Annotated in this window: 11 protein-coding genes; 10 read left to right on the top strand and 1 reads right to left on the bottom strand. The window is 42.0% G+C overall.

Annotation, left to right across the window (positions count from 1 at the left end; all coding sequences use genetic code 11):
• The 6 genes from H140_RS15690 to H140_RS0113115 form a co-directional block, all read left to right on the top strand.
• On the top strand, window positions 1–126 hold a 126-nt coding region (locus tag H140_RS15690), incomplete at its 5' end, for a zinc ribbon domain-containing protein (RefSeq protein WP_019674111.1).
• 241 nt (window positions 127–367) lie between these two features.
• Entirely contained in the window at window positions 368–1,117 is a 750-nt protein-coding gene (locus H140_RS0113135; RefSeq protein WP_019674110.1) for a 16S rRNA (uracil(1498)-N(3))-methyltransferase, read from the top strand.
• Between the two features lie 74 nt (window positions 1,118–1,191).
• Complete coding sequence (locus H140_RS0113130; protein ID WP_228127181.1) at window positions 1,192–2,379, top strand: ABC transporter substrate-binding protein; 1,188 nt, start codon at window positions 1,192–1,194, stop codon at window positions 2,377–2,379.
• Between the two features lie 485 nt (window positions 2,380–2,864).
• Complete coding sequence (locus H140_RS0113125; protein ID WP_019674108.1) at window positions 2,865–3,971, top strand: Fe(3+) ABC transporter substrate-binding protein; 1,107 nt, start codon at window positions 2,865–2,867, stop codon at window positions 3,969–3,971.
• Between the two features lie 80 nt (window positions 3,972–4,051).
• Window positions 4,052–5,650: an ABC transporter permease gene (locus H140_RS0113120; RefSeq protein WP_019674107.1), complete on the top strand. Its 1,599-nt coding sequence runs from the start codon at window positions 4,052–4,054 to the stop codon at window positions 5,648–5,650.
• 310 nt (window positions 5,651–5,960) lie between these two features.
• Window positions 5,961–7,151, top strand: coding sequence for an ABC transporter ATP-binding protein (locus H140_RS0113115; protein ID WP_019674106.1), 1,191 nt, complete (start codon window positions 5,961–5,963; stop codon window positions 7,149–7,151).
• Between the two features lie 55 nt (window positions 7,152–7,206).
• Here the strand turns inward: H140_RS0113115 and H140_RS0113110 are convergent, their stop codons facing one another.
• Window positions 7,207–8,058 carry a methyltransferase domain-containing protein gene (locus H140_RS0113110; RefSeq protein ID WP_019674105.1) on the bottom strand — a complete coding sequence of 284 codons (852 nt, stop codon included), beginning with the start codon at window positions 8,056–8,058 and terminating at the stop codon, window positions 7,207–7,209.
• A gap of 409 nt (window positions 8,059–8,467) precedes the next feature.
• On the opposite strand from H140_RS0113110, the gene gyrA reads away from it, so the two are divergent.
• From gyrA to H140_RS15685, 4 genes are all read left to right on the top strand, one after another.
• Window positions 8,468–11,272, top strand: a complete 2,805-nt coding sequence (gyrA, locus tag H140_RS0113105; RefSeq protein ID WP_019674104.1) for a DNA gyrase subunit A — start codon at window positions 8,468–8,470, stop codon at window positions 11,270–11,272.
• Between the two features lie 178 nt (window positions 11,273–11,450).
• Window positions 11,451–12,158: a glutathione S-transferase N-terminal domain-containing protein gene (locus H140_RS0113100; protein ID WP_019674103.1), complete on the top strand. Its 708-nt coding sequence runs from the start codon at window positions 11,451–11,453 to the stop codon at window positions 12,156–12,158.
• Window positions 12,148–12,366, top strand: a complete 219-nt coding sequence (locus H140_RS0113095) for a hypothetical protein (RefSeq protein ID WP_026349103.1) — start codon at window positions 12,148–12,150, stop codon at window positions 12,364–12,366. The genes H140_RS0113100 and H140_RS0113095 overlap by 11 nt, the downstream gene beginning before the upstream one ends.
• Window positions 12,367–12,528: 162 nt before the next feature.
• On the top strand, window positions 12,529–12,789 hold a 261-nt coding region (locus H140_RS15685), incomplete at its 3' end, for a helix-turn-helix domain-containing protein (RefSeq protein ID WP_156819036.1).

Genomic DNA, 12,789 nt, shown 5'->3' with positions numbered 1-12,789 from the left:
AAAGACGAATTACCACTATCAGTTAGACGATGGCAGTGTCCGTCTTGTCAGCAAGCAAATGATAGAGATATCAATGCCAGTATCAATATATTGCAACATGCTGATAAAGTTTTAACCCATCAGTGATGGGTTAACAAAGCGGTGAGTTCCACCGTGTTAGCCTGTGGAGATGATATAAGACCTGCGTGTAACCACAAAGGCAAACATCTATGAAGCAGGAAGAAAATACTAAAACTACGTGAGTAGATTTAGGTAAGTTTTTCGGAACGGTTGTCTTATCTTTTAACTTGTGGTGTAAGACATGAGGCTTAATCTGTAAAGCATTATAATCACTGGCTTTAACTTGTTAGATGAGGATCTTGATACTGTGAATATTGTGTTGTTAGATCAGATGGCTGGCACTCAAGACTCAAAAAAAAGTCATAGTCGGCAAGATGCCACAGATACAGTGTTTATCACAGAGTTAGCTCAAGTTCGCCATATTCAACAGGTGCTAAAGCTAAAAGTTGGAGAACGGCTTAAAGTAGGGCAAGTCAATGGCGCTTTGGGTAGTGCACAAATTGCACAGATATTAACAGATAAGGTGGTATTAACCGATATTGAGCTTGATAGTAAACCTCCTACCAAATTGGATTTGAAAATAGTGCTGGCACTGCCCAGACCCAAGGTGTTACGCCGACTTATTATGGATATGACAGCGATAGGTGTGTCTGATATTGTACTGGTAAACAGCTACCGAAGTGATAAAAGCTATTGGCAAAGCCCGATGCTAAAGCGGTTAGATGAGTTTGTCATAGCAGGCTTGCAACAAGGGGTGGATACGGTTCCGCCGACCATTCATCTCAAACAGCGGTTTAAGCCATTTGTTGAAGATGAGTTGCCGCAGATGATTGCAGGAAAGCGGGCGGCTGTGATGCATCCGTATGCTATTGCTAGTTTTTCTGAATTTACCAATGATGGCGGGTTGCCACAACTGCTATGCATAGGTGCAGAAGGTGGTTGGATTGACTATGAAGTTCAGTTGTTTCAAGCGCAGGGTTGTCAGGCACTAAATTTAGGTGATCGTATTTTGCGAACGGAGGCGGTGGTCAATGCCTTATGTGGACGTTATTTATAACCTGGTTTATCTGTATCTTATTTAATTGGTATCTTGTTTAATCTTTTTTTTCGTTTAAACCATAGGTTTGTTTCATGTCGTATGCCGCTTATTTCGTGCATTATCTTATTCGTCAGTTGTCTGCGTTGCAGAAGTTGCGCCAGATAGGCACCTCGGCAAATACTACTTTTTGCCTGCTTATAATGGTATCCGTTGGATCAATGGGCGTCTTATCCGCCTGTTCTAGCAGTGATGATAGCGAGGCGCATGATGCCAATCTAGATGCCGCCTTAATTCAAGAGCGGTTTCAAGTTGCAACCGACTTAAACTTAGAGCAAATGCGCAAGTTAGGAGATGTATATAGTCAAGAGTCTGGTGTTTTGATCGATTGGGTAGCGATGGATAAACAGGTGTTTACGGTTCGCTTTGATGAAGAGCCACCTTTGGTATTTGATATCGAGCTACCAAATAATACCGATATGGTATTGATGCACAGTGCCTATACTCTAGCCAATGCAAAAGCCAGTCATGTATTGCAGCCGCTGGGATCAGAAGTCTTAAATACGCGCATACCCAAGCAGTACCAAGATGAAGAAGGTTATTGGTATGGGGTGGGGATGTACGGACGTACCTTGGTTTATAACCATAACAAGGTCAATGAACCAGAGCTAATTAACTATGCAGGCTTAGCGTCAAAAAAATGGCAGGGACGCTTATGCATGACAGATGTGTTTAGTGCGGAAAACCAAGCCATTACCAAAATGATGTGGACCTATCGAGGCTCTAAATTAACCCCTGAAATTGTAGCTAACTGGCAAGCCAATATGGGAAAAGCCTCTGCCAGTAATGAGGATGTTTTGACTAAGATCGACCAAGGTTTGTGTGATGTGGGTGTTGTAGATTCTGACGCTTTTTGGCAGTATGCAAAAACCAACCCCAATACCAGTGTACGCTTGATGTGGGCAAATCAAATTAACCGTGGGACGATGACCAACACTATCAGTATAGGAATGCTTGATTCAGGTAAGCAAGTCGGACATGCACTACGATTTATGGAGTGGCTAGTTAGTGATGAAGGACAGGCATTGTTGGCATTTTATACCAGTACGTTTCCGGTAGTTACTATCAAGGATGTGTCAATTGATATGGCGGTGATTCGTCCTGAGTGGACGCAGTTTGATGCTGATAATACTTTGCTATCAGAGATAATTGCAGATCACCGCAAAATTGAGCCAGATGAACCGATTGAGCCTAATAGGTCAATAGCCACTGATTTTGAGTAGATCTAGGTGGAGTCGGTGTAATGTGGTCATACCAAGCAGTGTCACAAATTTTACGGTGTATTGACTAGGGCGTGTCTTCAAAAAGAGTCTTTTTCAGTGATATTTAGTAACTCTTTTTATAAAACCCTATTTTATAAAGGCTCTAGAAAAACATCTTATTTAACAGGCTAACAAATCTGTTTCATTGGTCAAATAAAAGTATTATGACTTTTCTGTTACGACTGGTATTGATAACTGTTATTATTTGTATTATCATACCATCGTTAGCAAATGTAATATTTGTTAACATAAACATTTATTAATATGAATATATGTTACGCCTAGCAACTAAGGATTTATAAAGTGTAAAGATTTATAAAGTGAATGGCGTAAGGAATATAAATCATAAGTATAAACTACCAACACAAACGCAAGCTTAAGCTGTGTTGAGGTTTTTATCAACAATACTAATTAACTAGAATAAAATATTCTACAAAGAGGACTATATGGGTACTGCAAAGGCAACATCAAAACTAGGTAAAAATAAATATACGTTACTCAGTGCCGCTATTGTAGGCGCATTGACTTTAGTCGGCTGTAATAAAACCGATGATACCAAGGCAGCTGATGCAGATGCTCAAGCGACCCCAACCACAGAAGCCAGCACAGATGTGGTGACTATTTACTCATCACGTAATGAGCAACTAATCCAACCTTTGTTAGATAAATTTACTGAAGAAACAGGGACACCAGTTGAATTAGTGACTGACAAAGCGCCACCTTTAATGGCTCGTATTGAGGCAGAAGGTGAAAATACTCCAGCAGATATGTTGTTAACAGTAGATGCTGGTAACTTATGGCAAGCGGGAGAAATGGGCTTGTTACAGCCTTTAGGCTCTGATGTTGTTAATACCAATGTGCCAGAAAAATACCGTTCATCTAAAGATTTATGGACAGGCTTATCATTACGTGCACGTACTATTTTTTATGATCCAGCAAAAGTTGATGCTTCAGAGCTATCTAATTATGCTGATTTAGCTGATCCAAAGTGGAAAGGCAGACTTTGTTTGCGTACCTCTCAAAAAGTATATAACCAATCATTGGTTGCCAGTATGATCGAGCACTTTGGTGCTGAAAGAACTGAAGAAATCGTTAAAGGTTGGGTTGAAAACCTAGCAGCACCAGTATTTAGTAATGATACTAAACTTTTGGAAGCCATTGCATCTGGTCAGTGTGAGGTGGGTATCGCAAATAGTTACTATTATGGCCGCATCTTGGAAGAAAACCCTGATTTCCCAGTCAAAATCTTCTGGGCAGGACAAGGAAGTGGCGCTGAAGACACAGGCACCCATGTCAACGTATCAGGTGCAGGCATCACCAAAAATGCTAGCAATCCAGAAGGCGCGCGTCAGTTAATTGAGTGGTTATCATCTGATACTGCTCAAGCTAAATATGCAAGCGCTGATAAAGAGTTTCCAGTGAAAGAAGGCGTTGATGAGTCAGACTTATTACGCTCATGGGGCTCATTTAACCAAGATGATATCAATGTTACTATCTTTGGTCAGCGTCAAGCAGAAGCTGTACAGCTGATGGATAGAGCTGGTTATCAATAATTCTGTATAATTATTTTAGTGTCATAGAGGGTAAATAAGTACTTATTTACCCTTTTTTTTCATTAAGTGGCTACATTTTTATGGCGTTATCACAATCTCAAAAAGCATTGACTGCAAGATTAGTTTTAGGATTAGTCTCGTTGTTTATGCTCATCCCTATTCTTATCGTTATGCGCTCGTGGTTTGCGCCTATGGAAGATGTCTGGGTGCATCTAAACAGTTACGTACTGCCACAAGTAATTAAAAATACAGTTTTTATCTTGGTGATGGTGACCGTTATAGCAGGCTGCCTTGGCACCTACTTGGCATGGTTAACAAGCATGTATCGCTTTACAGGTCAGCGTTTTTTTGTATGGGCGCTGATGTTGCCATTTGCAATACCAGCGTATGTGTTGGCTTTTATCAGTGTTGGTTTACTCGATTATAGTGGATTTATACAAACAGCGTTACGAAGCATGGGATTTAGTTCCACGTTTATTCAGATCCGTAGTGCTTGGGGAGCAGGTGTCATTTTATCACTGGTATTTTATCCTTATGTCTATCTGTTAGCACGTCAAGCATTTTTATCACAAGGTCAACGCGCACTTGAAGCTGGACAAATGTTAGGTCTCACTCGAAGGCGAGCATTTTTTAAGGTGGCTTTGCCGCAAGCTATGCCTTGGATTATTGGTGGTTTGCTTTTGACTTGGATGGAGACACTAGCAGACTTTGGAGCTGTCTCGGTATTTAACTTAGATACTTTCACCACGGCTATTTATAAAGCCTGGTTTGGTTTTTTTAGCTTAAATACAGCGGCTCAGCTGGCCGCCTTACTTATTATTGTTGTGCTTATTATTTTACTATTTGAACGATATTGGCAAAAAAGACGTAGCTATTTGCCCAGTACAGGACAAAGACAGCGAAAAACCTTGAAAGGTGTATCAAACTTTTGGGCTTTTTTATTTTGCAGCTTGGTGTTTGTTGTTGCTTTTGCGCTGCCTATGTTACAGCTTATCTTTTGGGTAATTAAATACTATCATATTGATTTAGATAACCGTTATTGGGGCTTTGTATTTAATACTATTTTAATTGCAGGTCTTGCAGCAATGGTTATTGCTTTAATTGCATTAGTGACAGCATGGCTATTGCGCCAGTATCCTAGTCGTAGCAATCAATTTATAGCATCACTTTCAAACCTTGGGTATGCAGTACCTGGAACTGTATTGGCAGTAGGCGTGTTTATACCGGTAGCATGGTTAGATAATACGCTTATTGCCAGTGGTTTAACTAAAACTCAAATACTAAGTGGTAGTATATTGGTTATGTTAATGGCATTAACAACTCGCTTTATGACTGTTGGCTTTCAGCCGATTGATAGGCAGCTTAATCGACTGACACCTTCTCAAGAGCAAGCGGCTCAGTTGTTAACTACTAACCGCTGGCAACGTTGGCGACAAGTTTATTTACCAGTCATTAGCCCTGGCGTATTTACCGCTTTAATCATGGTGTTTGTGGAAGTGACCAAGGAGATGCCGATTACCTTGATGACTCGTCGTCAAGGTTGGGATACATTGGCAGTTAGGGTGTTTGAAATGACCTCTGAAGGTATGTACGAGCGTGCCGCTTTGCCAAGCTTAACCATTGTACTGGTTGGGCTAATACCGGTGATTTTATTAATTCGCCAGTCAGATAAAGCCTAGCTAGGTTCAGATATCTTATTAGTAAGTGGCTATAACAAAACACTCTTAACATCAGCCATTAATGAATGAGGGTCAAGATTGTAATCAAGATTGATTGGGACGTGTTTTCAATTTGTGCAATGATATTGAAATGGGCTAAACATAGCTAAATCTTGTCACACAGCGTCAAATAACGGATTCATATCCTGATGTTATCTGCATTGTTTTCCTCGTCTGACTGTGATTTATCTTATTGTTATCACCATTTCCAAAATGAAGATACGGCCTAGCCTCATTTTAATTAAAAATAGCCTAAGCAAGGGTGAGAAGTATGCAACAAAAAACAACCTTAACTGCAACTAATAACTCGCATTATTTGATTGTTGATCACATCAGTGTTAGCTTTGGTAATACAGAAGTGGTAAAGGCGTTGACTATGACCTTGGAGCAAGGAGAAATTGGTTGCTTATTAGGCTTTAGTGGCTGTGGCAAAACAACAGCACTAAGAGCAATTGCTGGTCTTGAACAGCCAGTACAAGGCAAAATAGTTTTAAATAATAAAGTGTTAACTGAGGTGGATGCCAAGGTAGCCAAAGTACAAGTTATGCCAGCGAAGCGTGATATGGGGATGGTTTTTCAAGACTATGCGCTATTTAGTCATTTGACAGTCAGTGAAAACATAGGTTTTGGCTTACATCGTTGGAGTAAGGCTGATAGACAGGCTCGCATTAATGAAATGCTGGAGTTGGTTGAGTTGACGGAGCATGCTAATAAAAAAATTAGCGAGCTATCAGGGGGGCAGCAACAAAGGATAGCACTTGCAAGAGCGCTCGCACCAAAGCCTGAGCTATTGCTACTTGATGAGCCGTTTTCTAACCTTGATATGATATTAAGAGAGTCGTTAGCAGGACGGGTTCGACAAATACTAAAAGATACCAACACCACCGCAATACTAGTAACACACGATCAATATGAAGCCTTTGCCATTGCTGATAAGATTGGAGTCATGCACAAGGGGAAACTGGCGCAGTGGGCGACACCAGATCAGCTATATCATTTACCAAGTAGTCCGTTTATAGCTGAGTTTATCGGTGAAGGGGCGATGATTGATGGATATATAGAAAATGGCATTATAAAAACTGCGGTTGGCGATATTAAGCGTTATCCAGAGCCAATTCATTCGCATTATCAAGACTACGATTACGAGACCTATTACAATATTGGTGAAGTGTGCGAATACGACTTTGCCAATGGCACTCAGATTAAAGTATTGATTCGTCCTGATGATATTGTCCATGATGATAGCAGTCCACATCAGGCGATCGTGGTTGGGCGTGTGTTCCGAGGAGCTAACTTCTTATACCGATTACGTTTAGAAAGCGGCGAGGAGGTGTTATCCTTGATTTCCAGTCACCATGATCATCCGATTGGGTCATCGATCGGTTTTAGACCCTTGATGGCGCATGTGGTGTTATTCCAAGGTGATGATTTGGAAGATGTCACCACTTGGCATCGTATTTAGTCTAAATTTAATTTAATCCAGCCAAGCGCTCTTTATTCATATTAGCCTATGAATATCAATCTTTGTGCTGCGCTAATACGTGCAAATAACGCCCCAGCCATTTATACGGGGTTTGATTGGAGTAGCGCAGCTCCATCTCGATTACCGCTTCAGGGTTGCTATGACCGCCACGCTTGAGCGGCGCATAGTCATGAAACACACGTAAGCCACTGATGCTATTAATCTGTAAGCCTTGCTCTTCAAGCCAGCCTGCCACTTGCTCATAGCTGACAGGATTGTTTGGAGTGAGGCTTTTTTTGTTATCCGATTTAAATTCTGGATTATTCAGCAAATTAAAATTGCCCATAATCAAATTGCGATAGACAAAGCTGGCTGGATTGTAAAAACACAGTGATAGCACTCCGTCAGCTGCCAGCCAGCGCGCAAAAAACGGCATGATGTCACTGGGCTGACCCAACCATTCTAAGAGTGCATGGCATAAAATTAAGTCATAGCCTTCTGCTTTGGTCTCAGCAGGGGCATTAGAAAAGCTATCAGCAAAAGTATCAGTAAAGGTATCAGCAAGCGTTTGCTCAAACTGCTGATACGGACACACCAACCACGTAATCTTCTCTAACACGCCACGCTCACGGGCGTATTTTTTGGCTTCAACCAGCATATTGTGCGAGATATCATTGATGGTCACCTGATGCCCTTGCTCGGCCAATGCAATTGAAATCTGCGCCAGTCCTGCACCCACATCCAATATTCTAAGTGGTCTGTTGTTTTGTGCAGACAGCTGCTTGACCACATCAGTTAGGTCTCGCTTTAGAACAGCCAGACGAATCTCACCTTTTAAGCCACCATATACTTTTTTGGCAAAGTGTTCGGTAATTGGATCAAAGTTACGGTCTTCAGATATGCTCATAGCGCTCGGTTTTCCAAAAAACAAAGTGTGAGGGTTTTAAAAATAAGACGTTAGATTTTAATCCATTAAAATCAATAGGGATAGCGATAGGTAAACTTGGGGGTGTTTTTTGCTTTTAATGTCATGTGATTATAGTTTTAACCCAGTTTGTGTCGAATCGTTCCCCTAACACAGTCAGCAGTTGTACTAAAACCTGTGAGACAACCCTATAAAATCGCCCGTTTCAGGCGAATTTGTGCTAATATATAGCGATTATATTTTGCATAATTTGGTTCAAAAATTGACTATAAACTTACAACAAGCGTTCATTAGTCAGTTTAGCAAAGACAGTTAATAAAAAACTTTAAAAATAGTTTGCAGCCAGTTCCTAATTTAGAAGTAGGGCAACTGCTCACATGGAGATGTATGTATGAGTGATTCGGTCAGTCCTATTGCTATCATCGATGAGATGAAGCAATCCTACCTTGATTATGCGATGAGCGTTATTGTATCTCGAGCGCTACCGGATGTGCGAGACGGGCTGAAACCTGTGCATCGTCGTATCATGTATGCCATGCACCAGTTGTCAAATGATTACAATAAGCCATATAAAAAGTCGGCACGTGTGGTCGGTGATGTCATCGGTAAATATCACCCTCATGGTGATACCGCGGTTTATGATGCCATTGTACGTATGGCGCAGGACTTTAGTCTTCGTTATCCAATGGTCGATGGTCAGGGTAACTTTGGTTCAATCGATGATGACCCAGCGGCTGCGATGCGTTATACCGAAGTGCGTATGACCAAGCTGACTCACAAAATGTTGGCAGATTTGGACAAAGATACCGTAGATTGGGAAGACAACTATGATGGCTCTGAGCGTATGCCAAGCGTGTTGCCTGCTCGTATTCCTAATCTGTTAATCAACGGTGCGACTGGTATTGCGGTCGGTATGGCGACCAATATGGCGCCTCATAACTTAACCGAAGTGCTTAACGCCTGCTTAGCTTATGCAGACAATCCCAATATCTCAAGTGAAGAGCTGACCACTTATATTTCAGGCCCTGATTTTCCAACGGGTGGTATTATTTATGGGCGTTCAGGTATTGTGGATGCTTATCGAACTGGTAAAGGTCGCCTCCACATTCGTGGCCGTTATCATATTGAGCCGATGAGCGAAACTGGTGCTAATCGAGATCGTGAGCGCATCGTCTTTACCGAAATTCCATACCAAGCCAACAAAGCGAAGCTGATTGAGCGTATTGCTGAGCTGGTACGTGATAAGAAGATTGAAGGTATCTCTGAGATTCGTGATGAGTCTGATAAAGACGGGATGCGTATCGCCATTGACTTGCGTCGTGGTGAAGTGGCAGAGGTTATTGTTAACAACTTATTCTTGCAAACGCCACTAGAGTCTAGCTTTAGCATTAACATGGTTGCGCTAGATAATGGGCAGCCGAAGCTGATGACGTTGCGTCAGTTAATCGCTGCCTTTGTGCGCCACCGTCAAGAAGTGGTGACTCGCCGTACAATTTTTGAGCTAAACAAAGCCAAAGCCCGTGGTCATTTATTAGAAGGTCTAACCGTTGCGTTGGCCAATATTGATGACATTATTACAACCATTAAAGAGTCTGCCAACCGTGGTGAAGCACGTGAAAAGCTATTAGCTGAGGTGTGGGATTCTGGTACTGTGGTTGCCATGTTGCAAGCGGCAGGTCGTGGCACCTTGGCTGCTGGTGACTTGCGCTCGGTACGTCCTGAGTTCATCGAAGGCGAAGACCTTAAAAATCCGTTTGGTCTGATTGATAACGGCAATAACTACCGCTTATCACTTGAGCAGGTCAATGCGATTTTAGAAATGCAATTGCACCGTTTAACTGGTCTTGAGCAGGACAAATTAACTGAAGAATACCAAGATATCTTACGTCAAATTGCTGAACTTGAGTCTATCTTAGCAGACTTTGATAAGCTGATGATGGTTATCAAAAATGAGATGCACGAGATTTTAGAAGAGTTTGGTGATGAGCGCCGTACGGATATTGTTGACTCACGCAGCGACTTTAGCCGTGAAGATTTGATTCCTGAACAAACTGTGGTACTAACCGTATCTCGCACCGGTTATGCCAAGACTCAACCAATCGGTGATTATGTCGCCCAAAACCGTGGTGGCCGTGGTAAATCAGCGGCGGCGATGAAAGAAGATGATGTGATTGATCATCTGGTAGTGACTTCTACCCATGCGACGGTGCTTTGCTTTACTGACAATGGGCGTGTGTTTAGCTTACGTGGCTTTGAAGTTCCAATTGCCAGCCGTGGCGCGCGTGGTCGTCCGCTAGTCAATATCATTGGCTTAGATCCAGACGAGATTGTTACCACTATTTTACCAATTCCAAAAGCGGTAGAAGAAGCGCCACATGACGCAGATGAAGCCGCAGAAATCGCTGATGCTGAGATTGTTGATGATGACGTAGAAGCAGGCGCTAACACAGTGACGGGACCTTTTGTGTTCTTTGCAACGGCAAATGGTACCGTGAAGCGTGTGAAGCTGTCACAGTTTGCCAATATTCGATCAAATGGTCTGATTGCGATTGGACTAGAAGAGGGCGATAAGCTTGTTTCAGCACGCATTACCAATGGTGAGCAACAAGTGATGTTATTTGCTTCAAGCGGTAAAGCCATTCGCTTTGACGAAAATGATGCGCGTGTGATGGGTCGTACTGCCAAAGGTGTGCGCGGTATGCGTATCGCCAAAGACGAATCAATTAAGTCATTGGTTGTGATTGAAGATGATGTGAAAGAAATCTTAATCGCTTGTGAAAATGGCTTTGGTAAGCGTACGCCAGTAGAAGAGTTTAACGCACAAAATCGCGGTGGTGGCGGTGTGATTGCCATTAAGACCAGTGAACGTAATGGTGCGTTAGTGCGTGCAACCAAAGTCCATCCTGAAGATGACATTATCTTAATCTCTAACAAAGGTACTTTGGTACGTACGCCAGTGGCACAAGTAGCAACGTCAGGGCGTAACACGCAAGGGGTAACCTTAATCCGCTTAGCCAATGATGAAGTATTGGTTGGTATGGCGCGTGTTGAAGAGAGCACCGAAGAAGAAGATCTGCTAGAGAGTATGGTAGACACAAGCAGCACAGAATCAGCGTCAGAGACTGAGTCTAAGTCTGAATCTGGGGATACAGATGCAGTAGAGACTACAGAAGCATCGGACAGCGACGCTGAGTAAGATTTGATGCTGAGCAGTAAGATAAGGCAATAGCATAAAGACAATAGCATGATGCTTAACCTTTTTACTGCTTAAGTTAACAAAATCTCGATTTGTTATTGATATTATTAATTATAGAATACCGATAGAATCTTGTTCTGTCGGTATTTTTTTACAAATTATTCATTAAGGGGTCACTATGTCACTACAACTACATTTACATCATTTAGAAAATTCTCGTTCGTTTCGTATCTTATGGTTACTTGAAGAGCTTGGTCTTGAGTATCAGATGACCAATTATCAGAGGACTAAATCATATCTTGCACCCAAAAGCCTAGAAAAAGTACACCCAACTGGTAAAGCGCCGATACTAGAAGTGACAGGTCTGGATGCCAATGACCCAGAAGCCAAAACTGCCTTGATTGAGTCTGGCTTTATCATAGATTATTTGATGGCAAAATATGATACAGAGTTTAAATTACACCCTCAGATCGATGCCGATGATAGAGCGTGGCGTGACTATGACTTTTGGATGCATTATGCCGAAGCATCTGCCATGCCAGCCTTAGTGATGCGTCTGGTATTTAGTAAAGTTGTAGAGCGTTCACCTGCGCTCATTCGACCAATTGCAAAAGGTATTCGTAAACAAGTTGAAGCGTCCATGATTAGTAAAAACATTACCAAGGCATTGGATTTAATAGAAGCAGAATTGTCAGAAGATAAGTGGTTTGCTGGTGCTGAGTTTAGTGCAGCTGATATTCAAATGGCATTTTTTGTTGAAGCCGCCAATGCAGGTCAAGGTCTAGATGAGGTGCGTTATACCAGTATTTTAAACTGGCTAAAGCGTTGTCAAGCACGTCCAGCCTATCGGGCAGCGGTAGCCAAAGGAGGTAAGCTTGAGTTCTAATATGACGAACAACACGGATAATGCGAAGGTTAATCCTAAACCTGAGATTTTGCGCAATGTAAAAACAAAGCTGTTTGTGCTTTTATTGTGTGCGATCAGTTTTTTTGCTGGCTGGCAAGCAAGCCGTTCTTATTTGGTGAAAGAGTGTCATCTTGCTGGCGCTCAGGTGACCATCAAAGATAAGTTGATTTTATGCCAAATGCCTTAGATTTATTTTAACAATATTACGATGCTGTACGGTGATCCCCTGTAAATAGCGTGTGCTACTTACAGGTTTTTTTTACCATTTTTGGGTGCTATTGAAGTTTCAATCTGCGGTAACCACTATAATATCTAATACCAAACCCAAAATATATAGTATAATTCAATTATGACCAAACTAACAAATACCCTAGACGATCACGACTTTGGCAAATACTCAAAAACTGAGAGCAATCCCAGAGCCCGCCTACGACTGCTGATCTTACACCAGTACAGCATAGGCAAATCCACGATAGATATTGCCAAAGACCTCTGCATACACCCCGAAACTGCCAGACGTACTAAGAAGCGATATTATGAACGAGGACTTGAAAGCATCTACGATCGTCATCGTCGAGGCCGTCACAGCAAGCTTGCACAGACAGACATA

This window comes from Psychrobacter lutiphocae DSM 21542 (genome assembly GCF_000382145.1).
Lineage (GTDB): Bacteria > Pseudomonadota > Gammaproteobacteria > Pseudomonadales > Moraxellaceae > Psychrobacter > Psychrobacter lutiphocae.
Note: the sequence above shows the minus strand (reverse complement) of the source record. Positions and strands in the feature narration are given on the sequence as shown.

Bases quoted from the DNA above. Each gene is read 5' to 3' on its own strand.
- H140_RS0113130 (WP_228127181.1), top strand. From the start codon at position 1,192: ATGTCGTATGCCGCTTATTTCGTGCATTATCTTATTCGTCAGTTGTCT.
- H140_RS0113120 (WP_019674107.1), top strand. From the start codon at position 4,052: ATGGCGTTATCACAATCTCAAAAAGCATTGACTGCAAGATTAGTTTTA.
- H140_RS0113115 (WP_019674106.1), top strand. From the start codon at position 5,961: ATGCAACAAAAAACAACCTTAACTGCAACTAATAACTCGCATTATTTG.
- H140_RS0113110 (WP_019674105.1), bottom strand. From the start codon at position 8,058: ATGAGCATATCTGAAGACCGTAACTTTGATCCAATTACCGAACACTTT.
- H140_RS0113125 (WP_019674108.1), top strand. From the start codon at position 2,865: ATGGGTACTGCAAAGGCAACATCAAAACTAGGTAAAAATAAATATACG.
- H140_RS0113100 (WP_019674103.1), top strand. From the start codon at position 11,451: ATGTCACTACAACTACATTTACATCATTTAGAAAATTCTCGTTCGTTT.
- gyrA (WP_019674104.1), top strand. From the start codon at position 8,468: ATGAGTGATTCGGTCAGTCCTATTGCTATCATCGATGAGATGAAGCAA.